Consider the following 16,465-nt stretch of genomic DNA (forward strand, 5'->3'; position numbering starts at 1 on the left):
TCTAATCAAAATTACGAATCTTTTTTAACACTAGTTAACATTCGCTGCGGGGTTGGTGCCAGTATTTTTCCCGGTGATGGTAGCTGGTTTTATAAATGATAACGGATTACAGCAGCGAAAAAAATTTCGGTTGCTGTAATCCGTTATTTTGTTTGGATACAGGTTAAGCAGTAGCAGACTGCATTTTATCCAGAACGTCCATTACTTCTTTCACGTGTTGGGCAGAAGTATTGAGCAGTGCTTTTTCGTCGGCATTAAGTTGCAGTTCCAGAATTTTTTCGATACCGTTTTTACCCAGTACCACAGGAACACCAAGGTAGATGTCTTTCAGGCCGTATTCGCCGGTGAGCCATGCGCAAACGGGGAAGATGCGTTTTTCATCTTTCACGATGGCTTCCACCATCTGGGCAGCTGCGGCGCCGGGAGCGTACCAGGCGGAGGTGCCGAGGAGATTAACGATTTCGCCGCCGCCTACTTTCGTGCGTTGGATGATAGCCTCGAGTTTATCGGCAGCTACCAGTTCAGTTACCGGAATACCGCTGACGGTGGTATAACGGGGGAGGGGTACCATGGTATCGCCATGGCCGCCCATCAGGATGGCCTGAATATCTTTAGGGGAACATCCGATTTCATCTGCCAGGAAAGCGCGGTAGCGGGCGGTATCGAGGATGCCGGCCATACCGAATACTTTGGAGCTGCTTTTTTTAGCAGTGAGGTAGGCGCAATAGGTCATTACGTCCAGCGGATTGCTGACAACGATGATAATAGCGTCTGGTGAGTGTTTTGCAATATTTTCAGTGACTGATTTAACGATGTTGGCGTTGGTGGAAATCAGGTCATCGCGGCTCATGCCGGGTTTGCGGGGAAGACCGGAGGTGATGACTACCACATCACTGTTGGCAGTTTTGGCGTAATCGTTGGTAACACCGGTCACCTTGGTGCTGTAATAATCAATGGGAGCCTGCTGCCAGGTGTCCAGGGCCTTTCCTTCAGCTGTTCCTTCCTTAATATCCAGTAAAACCACTTCCTGCAGAAAATCTCTATGGGCCAGCACATTGGCGCAGGTAGCGCCCACATTCCCAGCTCCTACTACTGTAACTTTCATTTTGTCGATAGCTTTAAAAGTGAAGAATGATTATAATAAACAAATGTAATGATTCGGGATCAGATCCGGCCTCGTACTTATTGCCATTTCAACGGGCGACTGGCCAGGTAATGTACCAGTGAATCCAGTTTAACAGTGCCCTCAAATCCTTTGATGAACTGTTGTTTTTTATCGTACAGATAAAGTCCCGGGAAGTAGTGCAGATCGTAGAAATACATGATCTGGCGCGTAGGTTCGCTGGCCATGATAATATTGGGGTATTTTTTGATGTTATAGCGGTCATAGTACTCCTTCATCTGCTCTATCTTGAAGGGGGTTACCATCAGAATCTGTACATTTTTGAACTTGTCAATGTTTTTCAGTACTTCTTCCGTCAGATGTTTGCAGTGGTCACAATCCACACTGAAAACAAAGACCATGGTCTTTTCGTTTTTGCGAAGATCATTTTTAGTAAACGTATTGCCATCGGGAAGGATCATCGGGAAAGCCGGAACGATGGGATATTGCAAATAGGCCGGTTTGGAAGGGGTGGTACTTTGAGCCTTCAGGAACATTGGTACACAACACAATACAAATAAGAAAAACTGACGCATACTACTATGAATTTGCTTTATTTAAAATTCAATTTAGCCCTTTAATGTCATTTATTGGAGAAAAAAGACGAAAATTGGGTCGAAAAGAGACTAATCTGCCTAATTTTAGGAATTTAGTGTTCGTTCATATGCAAAAATTTCTACTTTTGCAATCCGTATAAATTTTTAACTTAAAATCAGTAACCTATTTATGGCTACCACCGCAGATATCAGAACAGGATTAATTATCAAGCTGGATAACAGTTTGTATTCTGTTGTAGAGTTTGGTCAAAACAAAACCGCCCGTGCTGCAGCAAAAGTTTGGGCTAAATTGAAGGGCGTTGACAATAGCCGTTCTATAGAGCACACCTGGAACTCCGGGGATACCATTTTCCCGGTTCGTATCGAGAAAAAAGCGTTCCAGTTTTTATATAAGGATGACACCGGTTACAACTTCATGGACAATGAGACATTTGAGCAGATTGCCATGTCGGAACAAACCATCGATGCTCCTCAGTTCCTGAAAGAAGGCCAGGAAGTAATGGTTCAGATCAATACTGAAACTGAACAATACATGGCTGTGGAACTGCCTGACAAAATTGTTATGCTGGTAACTTACTCTGAGCCGGGCGTAAAAGGTGATACTGCTACCCGTACACTGAAACCTGCTACTGTAGAAACTGGTGCTACTGTTATGGTGCCGCTGTTTGTAGAAGAAGGCGAACTGATCCGTGTGAATGCAAAAACCGGCGAATACATCGAAAGAGTAAAGGCGTAATTCATTCTCTGAAATTATTTATTTGGCTACCGGGCTGCCTCAGGGCGGCCCCGGTTGTCCGGTAAAGGACCATATACGTTCATAAATTATAAACCAAAAACTGTCTACATGGACTTTAAACAGATTCAGGAACTGGTAAAAATGATCAACAAATCAAATATCAGTGAACTGAGCATTGAGCAGGACAAGTTCAAGATTACAATAAAACAGAAAGACAACGAAGTACAACAGGTAATCGCTGTTCCTGCGGCCGCAGCGCCGATTCAGACGGTAGCAGCGGTAGCTCCGGCCGCCGCCCCGGTACAGGCAGCAACATCTGCACCAGCCGCACCAGCTGCACCTAAGGCAGACAACCTGATTACTATCAAATCTCCTATGATCGGTACCTTCTACCGTTCTGCAGGACCTGATAAAGCTCCTTTCATCAATGTAGGTGATGAAATCGCTGCCGGCAAGGTAGTATGCATCATTGAAGCGATGAAGTTATTCAACGAAATCGAAAGTGAAGTGAGCGGTAAGATCGTCAAAGTACTTGTTGACGACGCCACTCCGGTAGAATACGATCAACCTTTGTTTTTAGTAGAACCGTAATAACAGCCATTAGCGCTTAGCAGTTAGCCTTTAGCCTCTGACAGATTTTTTGTAGGGTTAAAGGCTAACTACTGAGAGCTAATGGCTGAATGCTACTTAGCTATTATATCAACTTATAAGGAAAACAATGTTTAAAAAAATATTGATTGCCAACCGTGGTGAGATTGCCCTTCGGATTATCCGTACCTGTAAGGAAATGGGTATCAAAACGGTAGCAGTTTATTCTACTGCAGATAAAGACAGCTTGCATGTGAAGTTTGCGGATGAAGCTGTGTGTATTGGTAAACCACAGAGCAGCGAGTCTTACCTGAACATTCCTCACCTCATGGCTGCCGCCGAGATCACCAACGCAGACGCTATCCACCCGGGATATGGTTTCCTGGCTGAGAATGCACGTTTTGCCGAAATCTGTGGCGAACATGGTATCAAATTCATCGGCCCCACTCCGGAGATGATCCGTAAAATGGGCGACAAGATGACTGCGAAAGAAACCATGATTGCTGCCGGCGTACCTGTAATTCCGGGATCTGAAGGCCTGCTCCAGAGCGTTGAAGAAGCCAAAGTCATCGCTAGAGAAATGGGCTTGCCTGTTATCCTGAAAGCTACTGCCGGCGGTGGTGGTAAAGGTATGCGTGTGGTATGGGACGAGAGCGAATTGGAGAACGCCTACAACATGGCTAAAAATGAAGCCCGCGCCGCTTTCAATAACGATGGCATCTACATGGAGAAATTCGTGGAAGAGCCTCGTCACATTGAAATCCAGGTAGCTGGTGACCAATATGGCAAAGTATGCCACCTGTCTGAAAGGGACTGCTCTATTCAGCGCCGTCACCAGAAACTGGTGGAGGAATCTCCTTCTCCTTTCATGACACCGGAACTGCGCGAAAAAATGGGTGAGGCTGCCATCAAGGCTGCCAGCGCCATCAACTATGAAAGCGTAGGTACCATCGAGTTCCTGGTAGATAAACACCGCAACTTCTACTTCATGGAAATGAACACCCGTATCCAGGTGGAACACGGTGTGACAGAAGAGGTGATCAATTTTGACCTGGTAAAGGAACAAATCAAGATTGCTGCCGGTATTCCTATCTCCGGTAAAAACTATACGCCGCAGATGCACGCTATCGAATGCCGCATCAATGCGGAAGATCCGTATAATGATTTCCGTCCTTCTCCGGGCAAAATCACGGTATTGCATATTCCGGGCGGCCACGGCGTACGCGTGGATTCCCACATCTATGCAGGTTATGTTATTCCTCCGTTCTATGACTCTATGGTGGCTAAAATCATCACCATGGCACAAACCCGTGAGGAAGCCATCAATACCATGGAACGCGCCCTGAGCGAGTTCGTGATTGAAGGCGTTAAAACAACTATTCCTTTCCATCAGCAGCTGATGCGCAACGAAGACTTCCGTAAAGGCAACTTTACGACCAAGTTTACCGAAACCTTCAAACTGGTGTAAGAAAGTGCACTGTATTGGAAAAGCTCCGGAGATGTCTCCGGAGCTTTTCTGTTTTTAGGTGGTTACTGGTAGCGGATGATTGTGTGGTGGAAAAAAATGCCCAATACGCCGGTTGGTGCCGGCAACTCAGTAGGCAGGCCATTGCTGTTATAGCTGCTTACACTGCCGCTGTTGTTGCGGCTGTAGTCCCTGTCGATGAACTGCCATAACGGGTGCAGGCGGTGGAAATTGGTTTTGTTGTCATACACCGGATAAGTGATGGTGGTATCGGTGGGGATGCCCATAGAAGTGATTTCTTCCAGGATGCTCTGGATTTTCCAGGCGTTGCCGCTGCTGTTGTAAGAGTAGTCAACGGTGGTCCGGAACGTCGGCGGGTGCACTGTCAAATCAGTTGTTACCGTATGAACGATGCGGTTGAGGCTGTCGTATTGATAGGTGGTAGTACGGAGTTGTTGACCGCTGATGCCGACGGGAGTAGCGGTGGTATCAAACGTACCGAAGGCAAATGCGGTGTCCCGGATAATTCGGCCGGTAGCGTCATGTACATAGCGGTAGGCCATTTCAAATGTTGACAGGGAGAGATAGGAGCCGATCCGGGCGTTTAACCGTTGCTGGTTATCGTACCGGAACAGCCACATGGACCTGCCTGTTGCTACCATGGTAGGGATAATCCTGGTGGGGTTGCCCTGGCTGTTGTAATACAGCCGGAACGAGTCAGCATACAACGGGTCCACTTCTTTCAGTAGCGTAATCCTGGTAGTTGGCTGTCCGGGGACTACGATGGCACCGCCGGGTTTGAGGCAGGCTGTCAGCAACATAGCGGCTATGAGGGCACAGTACAGTAGGCCGCATGGATTTTTTTTCATGGGTATATTGATTTTTGGGTGAGGAAACACATTCCTGGCGCGGGTGTACGGGTTAATGGGCAGAGGGGTAACGGTTAGGGATATACTTTAAAGTACGTAGAAATTGTGGTAAAAACAAAGCCCCGGATAAAAATCCGGGGCTAATCATACACCAAAACAATCTTACGGTTTTATCGCAAGAAAAGCAGTTCTCTGTACTTAGGCAGTGCCCATCTTTTATCATCTACCAGGAATTCCAGTTTATCGGAGTGGTAGCGGATAATATCGAAGTACGGTTTAATTTTTTCGCAGTATTCAATCGCTTTCTGGCGGCTGTCGGTCAACTTGTTGGTCACTTTACGTTGCTCGATCATTGCCTGAACGTTTTCACTGATCACGTTGATGTGTTCAGAGATTTTGGCAGCGATTTGTGTTTGTGCTTTGTAGGCAGCTTCACCCATGCCAATTTCTTTCAGTCCGCGGATATTGCTGATCAGGTCATTGAGGTAGCTGATAGCTGCGGGTAAAATAGTGTTGGTAGCCAGGTCGCCGATTACACGGGCTTCGATCTGAACTTTCTTCACATAATCTTCAAGCAGGATCTCGTGACGGGCGTGTAATTCTTTTTCGGTATAAACACCGGTTTCGGAGTACAGCTGGGCGGCTTTAGGAGTGATCATCGCATCCAGCGCTTTAGGCGTGGTTTTGATGTTCTGTAAACCTCTTCTTTCGGCCTCTTTTTCCCATTCTTCGCTGTAGCCGTCGCCTTCGAACAATATTTTTTCCGAATCTACAATATATTTCCGAAGAGTTTGCATGATGGCAATCTCTTTTTTCTCACCTTTTTCGATCAGGCCGTCCACTTCCACTTTGAAGTCGGTCAGGGTTTTGGCCACGATGGTGTTCAGTACGGTCATAGCGGAGGCACAGTTGGCGGTAGAGCCTACAGCGCGGAACTCGAACTTGTTACCGGTGAACGCAAAAGGAGAGGTACGGTTACGGTCGGTGTTGTCCAGCATCAGTTCCGGAATATGACGGTGCAGGTCCAGTTTGAGGATGGCTTCGTCTTGTTCGTCGAACTTGTTGCTTACGCGGGATTTTACTTCCTGCAGCACGTCGTAGAGGTATTTACCGGAGAATACGGAGATGATGGCAGGAGGCGCTTCGTTGGCACCCAGACGGAAGTCGTTGCTGGCAGAAGCGATAGCAGCTCTCAGCAGGTCGGCGTAGTCATGTACCGCTTTGATGGTATTCACGAAGAAGGTGAGGAACATCAGGTTGGTCTTCGGGGTTTTGCCCGGAGCCAGCAGGTTCACACCGGTATCGGTAGCCATGCTCCAGTTGTTGTGTTTACCGGAACCGTTGATGCCAGCGAAAGGTTTTTCGTGCAGCAGCACTTTCAGTTTGTGGCGTTTGGCCACTTTATTCATGATGTCCATCAGCAGGGAGTTGTGGTCCACTGCGATGTTCACTTCTTCAAATATAGGAGCGCATTCGAACTGGGAAGGAGCTACTTCATTGTGGCGTGTTCTCAAAGGAATGCCCAGTTTGTAGGATTCTTCTTCGAAGTCGCGCATGTACGCATAGATACGCTCAGGGATGGAGCCGAAGTAGTGGTCTTCCAGCTGTTGACCTTTGGAAGGTGCGTGACCTACCACGGTACGGCCGGTCATGAGCAGGTCAGGACGGGCGTTAGCCAGGTTTTCGTCTACCAGGAAGTATTCTTGTTCCCAACCGAGGGTAGGGGTTACTTTGGTAACATTTTTATCGAAGTAGTTGCATACGTCTACTGCGGCTTTGTCGATAGCGGCCAGTGCTTTCAGCAATGGAGCTTTGTAGTCCAGTGATTCGCCGGTATAAGAAACAAATATAGTAGGGATGCAGAGGGTTTTACCATAACCCTGTTCCAGGATAAATGCAGGAGAGGAAGGATCCCAGGCAGTGTAGCCACGGGCTTCAAAAGTGGCTCTCAGACCGCCGTTCGGGAAGCTGGAGGCATCAGGCTCCTGTTGTACCAGGGCGTCGCCGTCAAAAGTTTCCAGGGCAGATCCGTCACCTTTCAGGGTGAAGAATGAGTCGTGTTTTTCAGCAGTGGTGCCGGTTAACGGCTGAAACCAGTGAGTGTAGTGGGTTACTCCCTTTTTCATAGCCCAGGCTTTCATGCCGGAAGCGATTTGCTCCGCCATTTTGCGTTCCAGCTTGGTGCCATTCTTAATGGAGTTCATCAGGCTTTTATAGGCCTCGTCACTCAGGTATTCTCTTACAATTCTTCCGGCAAAAACATTGCTGCCAAATACCTCGGTGATTTTACCGTTGTGTTCGGGAAGATTGGTGTCTACGCCAGCTAATCCTTCCAGCGCGGTGAAACGTAACGATTGCATGCTGTAATAATTTTAATACAAAAGAACGCCAACCTCGCTGTAAATGCAAATAAATTGTTCACTTTAACCAAAAAATTACATTTCTTGGTTTATAAAGCCGATTTTTTTGAGAAATGAATAAAAAAAAGAGATCTCTGGCGTCTGAAACTGATGAATTAAAAAATTTATAATATGAAAATGATGAACACATAGGTCCCAGGGCTTCAGCCCTGGGCTACGCTGTTGTTCAGGCTTGCTTTTTAATAAGATGCTGACCTGATGGGTGGTTCTTTCAAATATCGAAGCCCTGCTACCTTACTTGTGTGAACTGTTTATTATAGAAGATTTGACCGTACTTATCAGCTTTTTATGAAACAGCTTGAACAACAACGTAGCCCAGGGCTTCAGCCCTGGGAACCGATGACGCCCATTTTTACGCCCTTTAACCCCTCATTCTTGGCATTTGCCATAAAATCTTGTAGGTTTGCATCTTCTTTTTAATTACTCGTTTTTTTATACTTAAACTACATGCAAACCACCGTAGAAATTGCTGAACAGCTGGGCCTTACTGCTGACGAGTTTGAACGTATTGAATCTATCTTAGGGCGTAACCCCAACTTTACCGAATTGAGTATGTACTCCGTTATGTGGAGTGAGCACTGCTCTTACAAAAACTCAATCGTATGGCTGAAGTCATTACCACGCGAAGGTGAACGCCTCCTCGTAAAGGCTGGTGAGGAAAACGCAGGACTGGTAGATATCGGTGATGGATACGCAGTTGTATTTAAAATAGAATCCCATAACCACCCTTCAGCGATTGAGCCCTTCCAGGGCGCTGCTACCGGGGTTGGTGGTATCCACCGCGATATCTTCACAATGGGCGCCCGCCCCATTGCGGCATTGAACTCCCTGCGCTTCGGCAATATCAATGATAAAAAAACACAGCACCTGGTGAAAGGTATCGTACACGGTATCGGTCACTATGGTAACTGCTTCGGTGTTCCAACCGTAGGCGGCGAAACTTATTTTGAAGACTGCTATGGTACCAACCCACTGGTAAACGCCATGAGCGTGGGTATCGTAAAAGTAGGCCAAACAGTTTCTGCTACCTCCCACGGTGAAGGCAACCCGGTTTTCATCGTAGGTTCCGCTACCGGTAAAGACGGTATCGGCGGCGCTTCTTTCGCTTCTGCCAACATCACGGAAGACAGCGCGGAAGATCTGCCAGCAGTACAGGTAGGTGACCCCTTCCAGGAAAAGAAACTGCTGGAAGCCTGCCTCGAAGTAATTAAAACCAACGCTATCATCGGTATGCAGGATATGGGCGCCGCCGGTATCACCTGCTCTACTGCCGAAATGAGCGCTAAAGGCGAACATGGTATGCACATCTGGCTGGATAAAGTACCTACCCGCCAGGAAAATATGAAAGGATGGGAAATGCTGCTGAGCGAAAGCCAGGAACGCATGCTCATCGTAGTGAAAAAAGGCCAGGAAAAAGCAGTCCTCGATATCTTCGAAAAATGGGACCTGCACTGCGTTCAGATCGGTGAAGTAACCAAAGACACCAACCTGAAGTTTTATATGAACGGTGAACTGGAAGCGGACGTTCCTGCTGAAAGTCTCGTGCTCGGCGGCGGCGCTCCTCAATATCACCGCGCTTATACTGAACCTGCCTACTTCCAGAAAGTGAAAGCGTTCGATATTCAGAACGTTCCGGATACAGAACACGCCCGCTTTGCAGCGGAAAGGATCATCGCACTGCCTAACATCGCTTCCAAACGCTGGATCTTCAACCAGTACGACAGCATGGTAGGTACTGCCAACACCACTACCAACGCTCCGAGCGACGCTCCGATCGTACTGGTGAAAGGCACCAAAAAAGCGCTGGCAATGACGACCGACTGTAACAGCCGCTACGTATTTGCTGATCCGCACAAAGGTGGCCAGATCGCTGTGGCGGAAGCTGCCCGCAACATCGTTTGCTCCGGCGGTGAACCCCTGGCTATCACCAACTGCCTCAACTTCGGGAACCCTTACGATCCGGAAGTTTATTACCAGTTCGTACACGCTGTACAAGGCATGGGCGAAGCTTGCCGTAAATTCAATACCCCGGTTACCGGCGGTAACGTGAGCTTCTATAACCAATCACCTGATGGTGCGGTATACCCTACGCCAACTATCGGTATGGTGGGCCTGCTCGACAGCCTCGATCAACGTATCACCCTCGACTTCAAGGAAGCCGGTGACCTGGTATACTTGATTGGCCGCAGCCGCAATGATATCAACAGCTCTGAATACCTGCACAAAATCATCGGTATCGAATACAGCCCTGCTCCGCACTTCAACCTCGAAGAAGAACTGCAGTTGCAGCAGGCTATCACTAAACTGAACAAAGCCCACCTGATCCAGTCTGCACACGATATCAGCGAAGGTGGTCTGTTCGTTACCATGATGGAAAGCGCTATGCCAAGAGGCCTGGGCTTTGAACTGAACCTGAACGCTAAATTCCGTAAAGACGCTTACCTCTTCGGTGAAAGCCAAAGCCGTGTAATCGTAACTGTTAAACCGGAAAACAAAGAGAAATTCGAAGCACTGATGCACGGCCTGGTAGACGCCTCCGACGTTTCTGTACGTTATGAGAAAGTAGGCGCTGTAACCGGTGACCATGTGAAAGTAGGTGGCGAAGACTGGGGTAAAGTAAACGACTGGAAACAGATCTACAATACTTCTGTAGAAGAACACCTGAAATAATCTGCTCAACAGATAAATGTTATAAAAAAGGAAAGGCGCGAATTTCGCGCCTTTCCTTTTTTATGTAAATCGGTTATTGATCAGAATGCATACCGGAAACCCAGGTTAAACCGGGCGCCACTGCCTTTGATATAAGAATCTGTTCTCACTCTGGCCTGTGACATCACCGGGTAATAATCGGCATTCAGCAGGTTGTCTACCCCCAGCCGGATAGAAGCGGCGGAGTTGAAACGATAAGCAGTGTACAAGTTCACAAGCGAGAAATCACCAACAGGTCCGTTGCCCAGGTCATACTCTTTGGTAGCAGGATTGGGATCAAAACGTTTCCGTACGCCGGAATAGATGTAATACACCCCCAGGTCCCATTGTTTCAGTGGAGAATAATTCACGTTGACAGTCATCTTGTCTGGTGTAATACGGGTAGTAGGCAACCATGTTTTCCCGCCATTCACGTCTTTTTTACCTTCTACATGGGTGTAAGCCGCACTGGCAGAGAGATTAGGCAGGAACTGATAACCAGCGGCCAGTTCAAAACCCTGTACGCGCTCAGGCGCTCTTTCTGGTACAGCCACGCCATTCACGTCTTTCAGACTGGTACCCAGATTGGATGTGCTGATGAAGTAAGAACCGGAAGCATTGAATTGGCCGATGTTACTGTTGAAACCAGCTTCATAGTTGTTGGTCACGATAGCTTTGGTTTCGATGGTGTTGATGCTGGTAGCGCCATTGCTGACAGCCTTGGCCAGTCGCAGGGTACGACCCAGGTCATACAGGGAGAAGCTTTGTGAGTAGCTGACAAACGGGTTGAAAGCCGGGAACCGGGTATATCGCAGGCCGGCATTGAATACCAAAGCCTCGTAAGGCAGGTTGCCACCTTTTACGAATACGCCACCGGCATAGTTACCAAACTTAATGGTGGTGTAGTCAGGAATATCGAGCCGGATGTTTTCGTAACGCAGACCAGCTTTTACCAGGAAGTCTTTGAACAGATATGTTTTCAGCTGTGCATAAGGCGCGAGGTTTTTCATATTCATCTCCGGTACGAAAGGACGGCCATCGGTAAGCGGCTGGGCCGTTTTATCGTTCAATATGTCTATGCCCCAGGTGACGTCGCCATGCAGATTAGGATGGAAGTTGAACAGTGTATTGAAATTCACACGGACACCCATTTTTTTAGAGGTAATGGCGGAGTTGCCCGGTGGTGCATAAAAATCGGAATATTCGAATACGGTGTAGAAGTCCTGGTAATACAGGTTTACATTCAACGATGTATTACGGAAAATGTTTTTGCTGGTAAAATTCAGATAGGCGTTATGGTTATACGGCGTACCCTGTTTATCACCAGGATTGGTGCCAATGATACCAATGATGGGGTGTTGCCCGAATTTACCGCCAGAGTCAACGTAGCTGCTGTTTTGCATGGTGCGGTAATAGTTGTACATCACCTCCAGCCGGTTATTATCGTTGAAGTTGTAACCCAGTTTCGCAAAAAGGTTCACGTTTTCGTTTTGGCTGAGTGACTGGAAAGGGGCTATGACCTGTCCTTTAGCGTCTTTGTTGACACCGGTTTGCTCATAGGTGCCGGCCACTACATAATCGAATTTATTGAGCCGGCCGCTGAACTGTTGCGCCACGCGTGCTCCAAGGCTGTTGGCCGCGCTGGTGAGCGAACCGCTGGTGCTGATGTCGGTACTGCCGCTGAAACGTTTATTTGGATTGGCTTTGATGGTGATGAAGTTAATGATGCCTCCATCGGCGCCGTTGCCATAAATGGCGGTGGAGCCTTTGATCACTTCCACCCTTTCGATGACCGAAACATCGATGCTGCGCATGTCTTTATCGCCGTTACGCAGCGGGGTGGATTGCGGAATGCCGTCTATCATGATCAGCATACCGCGGCCACGCAGGGTTTGACCTTTGTTGGTGGAAGTATTGGTACCCAGCGTAAGGCCCGGCACGTTCATACTGAGCAGCTGGTTGATGTCTGTGGTGATAGCGCTTTGCTCCCGCAGTTGTTTACCGCTGATGATGGTAATAGAAGAGGGGACAGTGCCCAGCGTTTCCTTGTTGCGGCTGGCAGTCACTACTACTTCATTCAGGCCAACATCTGACGGCTGGATGGTAAGTGAGAGGGTAGTGATGCTGTCTGTGATGGTGACAGGTTGCTCCAGTGTGTTATATCCGATGCCGGTAGCGATCAGTTTATAGCTGCCGGGTTTTATGTTATTGATGCTGAAAGTGCCGTCAGGACCGGAGATCGCATGTTTCTGTGTGCCGGCCAGATAGAGGCGTAGCATGGGAACGGCAGTTTGTGCCGTATCGCGGATGGTGCCGGTCAGTTTTTGTGCAGTCGTCTGTAAAGTAACCAGGAGTGTCAGAGAACACAGTACCAGGTATTGTTTCATTTTCAAAGCTGATGTTTTTTAATGATGTATTTCCGGCGGTACCATATCAGGAAACCGGATATGGAAAGGATGCCGGGTGTGAGGCCCAGAAGGGCATATAGTATTTTAACAGGAATGCCGCCATAGTTGCCGAAATGCAGTGGGGCCATGGCTGCGTTGAATTTATCACCCAAAGGCGCATTGCTGAAATTGACCGTCTTTTTTACCTGTCCGGCGATATCAAAATGGACAGATGAGCTGTAGCGGCCCCAGATTGCAGCTTCGTGGGCGTGGCCCAGGATGCGTATAGGATCACCGGCTTTTTTAGGCGGACGGATGCCCATTGCTTCAAAACCTGGTATTTGTGCGGTGGCTTTGGTCAGCAGCGATTCGTAGTCAACAGGAATGGGAGCGCCGACATTGGGAAAGGGGGCGGTTGTTTTCCGGTTGTCCAGTACTTTCAATTGCATCATAAACCCGGTAAACGCAATGAGGAGATTGAACAGCAGTGCCCATACCCCTACAATACGGTGCAGGTTGCGCCAGCGCCGGGTACGGCTGCCCCATTCGGGCTTTAGACGGAAGGTCAGTACCTTAAACACCGATTTCCGATATACCCAGATACCAGTCAGGAGAGAGATAAACAGCAGGATGGCGACTGTCAGCATCACTTTAGCGCCTGTTTTTCCGCTCAGCAGGGAAAAGTGCAGGTATATCAGGAAGCCGGAGAAATAGCCGGTATTGGTGTGTTGGTGGATAACTTCCCCGGTGTAGGGGTTGAGGAAGAGGTATACCTTGTCGTCCGGCCCGTATTCTGCCCTTACGATTGCTGGTTCTTCCGGTGTTTGTGGCAGCCGGGAGAAGAACAGATAAGGGGTGCCGCCCCGCAGGGATTTACCGGCTTGTTGCAGTAGCTCAAAAAGTGGTTTACGCTGTGTTCCCGGTGTAATGTGATAGGTTTCATGATGCAGGGCTTCGTCTATTTCCTCGCTAAAAACCAGCAGGGTGCCAGTTATGCTGGCAAAAAGCAGCATTATGCCTACAATGAGGCCCGTAATGCGGTGAACAGTGAAAAGCTGTTTATGCAGATATTGCTTCAATTTCCTTATTGTTTTTTTTACCAGCTGCAAAGGGTGATGATTACAGGGCGGGCACGAAAGTGCTATGTCCCGGCGGTTGATAGTGATCAGTTATCTGTTGCACCAACTATTTGCAGTCGTGGCTGCAAAGGTACTGCTGTCCTGGGTGAAGCGTTTACGCAATCGGGAAATTTATTGGGTTAAAACGGGAAAAAGGCGTGATTTTGATAGTTAGCTGATTTATTGTTGCAGTCTAATACTTTAACAAGCTATTAACAAAATACAACATTTGTGTTATGTGATACTGAGAAAACTGCTCTACATTTGAAATGTAACAATGAACACGACGCGAAATCTAAAAAAGATACTTATATAAAATACTTGGAATCACTTGGTTATTCCAAATTCTATGAAGACCATATATTCTACCATGTCCTGATGAAAATTTAGTGAAATTTTACACCTAGTGAAAGAACGATTTGAGTAGGGCTGAGGAAACTCAGCCCTTTTGTATTTTCATAATTATCTGGTTCTCAGATTATTTGGGCTTATTAATTTCCCGCTCTAGCTTTGTATAACGACCTCATCAACGGTTGGCTTTTTAACCCGGAAAAGGAGCCCTATGAAATATTATGTTTGCTTTACAGTTGTGAAAAGATTTTTGTCCAAATCGTTAAAAGCATTGTGGCTCTTAACAGCAATTGGCTTGGTCGTTTTTATAGCTTCTGTGTTTATGGAGGGTATCAAGTTGCTGCTACCTTATGCTATGGGGTGTTTCCTGCTGGGTTGTGTGGTGCAGAAGTTTTTCAGGCGATATAAAAAAACAGGGGAATGTACCCTGACCGACCAGGAGATCATTGTTACATCAGGCGAGAACATAGCCAAGTATCCGCTTTCCCTGATAACAGAATTCAAACTGTATTTTCGGGGTTATCGTGGGATGGAGTTGAAGCCAAGCCAAGGTAGGATAATATTGCCGAACTTTAGTGACGGGGCATGTAATGAACTTGTTTTCCGGCATAAGGGGGAAGAGGTCCGGATAGGGCTGAAGTTTTATCAACGCCATCTTAATGAGATGAATACACTTTTTACAATTTGGGAAGAGCAGGATATATCATACGAATTGTATGGGAGAAAGAATGTTGCCAGGAAGCGGTTTAGGGCATAATCGAATGTTGTAATAAAAAAGCCTTCCTGTATTGCAGGAAGGCTTTTTGTATGAATAGCTAAATAAATCACAAAATCCGTAAATGGCTTATACCATTGGTATTTCAGCTACCTGGTAAACTTTTTCGTCGAGCTTGGCTTTGGTTTCGCTGAAAGCTTTCAGTGTCAGTTCAATGTCCTCGTCTGTGTGAGCAGCAGTTGGGATAAGGCGGTAGATGATCTGGCCTTTTGGAATAACGGGATATACCACGATAGAGCAGAAGATGTTGTAGTTTTCGCGGAGGTCCAGGCACATGGCTGTAGCTTCCGGAATATCGCCCTGCAGGTAGATCGGGGTAACGGGGGAGTTGGTTTTACCGATGTTGAAACCGCGGGCTTTAAGGCCATTCTGCAGTTTATTCACATTTTCCCACAGTTTTGCTTTCATTTCCGGGTGTTTGCGCATCAGTTCCACTCTTTTCAGGTGACCGATAACGATTGGTAACGGAATAGATTTAGCAAAGATCTGGGAGCGCATGTTGTAGCGCAGGTAGTTGATGATGGCTTTTTCGCCGCTGATGAAGGCGCCGATAGAAGCACCGGATTTAGCGAAGGTGTTGAACAGGAGATCGATTTTATCCTGAACGCCTTGTTCTTCGCCGGTACCGGCACCGGTTTTACCCATGGTACCGAAGCCGTGTGCGTCGTCTACCAGAAGGCGGAATTCAAATTTATCTTTCAGTGCAGCGATTTCTTTCAGTTTACCCTGATCGCCGGCCATACCGAATACGCCTTCTGTTACTACGAGGATACCGCCACCTTGTGCGTTAGCCAGTTCAGTAGCGCGTCTCAGTTGTTTTTCGCAATCTTCGATGTCGTTGTGTTTGAACACATAACGTTTGCCGGGATGGAGGCGCAGGCCGTCCAGGATGCTGGCGTGGCATTCTGCGTCGTACACGATAACGTCCCTGCGGCCGCAAACAGCATCGATAGCACTCATGATGCCCTGATAGCCGTAGTTCAGCAAGGTGGTATCTTCTTTACCCATGTAATCGGACAGTTCGCGCTCGAGCTGCTCGTGATAGTTGGTGTTGCCGCTCATCATGCGGGCGCCCATCGGCGCTGCAAGACCGAAGTCAGCTGCCGCCTTTGCGTCGGTAGCCCGTACTTCCGGAAGATTGGCCAGCCCCAGGTAGTTGTTGAGGCTCCAAACTATTTTTTCATTGCCCCGGAATTTCATGCGGGGGCCTATTTCTCCTTCCAGCTTAGGAAAGGCGAAATAGCCATGGGCTCTGTCTGAATGCTCCCCAATGGGGCCCATGTGTTTCAGCAGTTTCTCGAAAATATCCATACGCTATATTATGTAATAGTTAAATGCTTTGATAAAAA

Annotated in this window: 12 protein-coding genes; 5 read left to right on the forward strand and 7 right to left on the reverse strand. The window is 47.7% G+C overall.

What is annotated here, in order from left to right; all coding sequences use genetic code 11:
• Positions 1-163: 163 nt before the first annotated feature.
• Together mdh and HHL17_RS29755 are read right to left on the reverse strand one after the other, a co-directional pair.
• Entirely contained in the window at positions 164-1,105 is a 942-nt protein-coding gene (gene mdh, locus HHL17_RS29750) for a malate dehydrogenase (protein WP_169228474.1), read from the reverse strand.
• A gap of 77 nt (positions 1,106-1,182) precedes the next feature.
• Positions 1,183-1,698 (reverse strand): peroxiredoxin family protein, encoded by a 516-nt coding sequence (locus HHL17_RS29755; RefSeq protein ID WP_169228475.1) that lies wholly within the window; start codon positions 1,696-1,698, stop codon positions 1,183-1,185.
• 190 nt (positions 1,699-1,888) lie between these two features.
• Between HHL17_RS29755 and efp the strand changes: the two genes are divergently transcribed.
• The 3 genes from efp to accC all read left to right on the forward strand — a co-directional run bounded on the left by efp (position 1,889) and on the right by accC (position 4,511).
• Entirely contained in the window at positions 1,889-2,455 is a 567-nt protein-coding gene (gene efp / locus HHL17_RS29760; RefSeq protein WP_169228476.1) for an elongation factor P, read from the forward strand.
• Between the two features lie 108 nt (positions 2,456-2,563).
• Positions 2,564-3,046 (forward strand): acetyl-CoA carboxylase biotin carboxyl carrier protein, encoded by a 483-nt coding sequence (accB, locus tag HHL17_RS29765; protein ID WP_169228477.1) that lies wholly within the window; start codon positions 2,564-2,566, stop codon positions 3,044-3,046.
• Between the two features lie 127 nt (positions 3,047-3,173).
• The gene (gene accC, locus HHL17_RS29770) at positions 3,174-4,511 is read left to right on the forward strand and encodes an acetyl-CoA carboxylase biotin carboxylase subunit (RefSeq protein ID WP_169228478.1); all 1,338 of its coding nucleotides are present in this window, start codon (positions 3,174-3,176) and stop codon (positions 4,509-4,511) included.
• A gap of 62 nt (positions 4,512-4,573) precedes the next feature.
• Here accC and HHL17_RS29775 read toward each other — a convergent pair whose 3' ends face one another.
• Both HHL17_RS29775 and HHL17_RS29780 read right to left on the reverse strand, forming a co-directional pair.
• Positions 4,574-5,377, reverse strand: a complete 804-nt coding sequence (locus HHL17_RS29775; RefSeq protein WP_169228479.1) for a hypothetical protein — start codon at positions 5,375-5,377, stop codon at positions 4,574-4,576.
• Between the two features lie 170 nt (positions 5,378-5,547).
• Positions 5,548-7,737, reverse strand: coding sequence for a glutamine synthetase III family protein (locus HHL17_RS29780; RefSeq protein ID WP_169228480.1), 2,190 nt, complete (start codon positions 7,735-7,737; stop codon positions 5,548-5,550).
• A gap of 507 nt (positions 7,738-8,244) precedes the next feature.
• Here HHL17_RS29780 and purL point away from each other — a divergent pair.
• The gene (gene purL / locus HHL17_RS29785) at positions 8,245-10,467 is read left to right on the forward strand and encodes a phosphoribosylformylglycinamidine synthase subunit PurL (RefSeq protein WP_169228481.1); all 2,223 of its coding nucleotides are present in this window, start codon (positions 8,245-8,247) and stop codon (positions 10,465-10,467) included.
• Between the two features lie 80 nt (positions 10,468-10,547).
• Here the strand turns inward: purL and HHL17_RS29790 are convergent, their stop codons facing one another.
• Together HHL17_RS29790 and HHL17_RS29795 are read right to left on the reverse strand one after the other, a co-directional pair.
• Positions 10,548-12,872 (reverse strand): TonB-dependent receptor, encoded by a 2,325-nt coding sequence (locus HHL17_RS29790; RefSeq protein ID WP_240976030.1) that lies wholly within the window; start codon positions 12,870-12,872, stop codon positions 10,548-10,550.
• Positions 12,873-12,874: 2 nt separating this feature from the next.
• Positions 12,875-13,951: a PepSY-associated TM helix domain-containing protein gene (locus HHL17_RS29795; protein ID WP_169228483.1), complete on the reverse strand. Its 1,077-nt coding sequence runs from the start codon at positions 13,949-13,951 to the stop codon at positions 12,875-12,877.
• Positions 13,952-14,552: 601 nt separating this feature from the next.
• On the opposite strand from HHL17_RS29795, the gene HHL17_RS29800 reads away from it, so the two are divergent.
• A complete protein-coding gene (locus tag HHL17_RS29800; RefSeq protein ID WP_169228484.1) occupies positions 14,553-15,098 on the forward strand; it encodes a hypothetical protein in 546 nt (181 codons plus the stop codon).
• A gap of 87 nt (positions 15,099-15,185) precedes the next feature.
• On the opposite strand, the gene HHL17_RS29805 is transcribed toward HHL17_RS29800, so the two are convergent.
• The gene (locus HHL17_RS29805; protein WP_169228485.1) at positions 15,186-16,427 is read right to left on the reverse strand and encodes an aminotransferase class I/II-fold pyridoxal phosphate-dependent enzyme; all 1,242 of its coding nucleotides are present in this window, start codon (positions 16,425-16,427) and stop codon (positions 15,186-15,188) included.
• Between the last annotated feature and the right edge of the window lie 38 nt (positions 16,428-16,465).

Source organism: Chitinophaga fulva, from assembly GCF_012927205.1.
GTDB classification, from domain to species: Bacteria; Bacteroidota; Bacteroidia; order Chitinophagales; family Chitinophagaceae; genus Chitinophaga; species Chitinophaga fulva.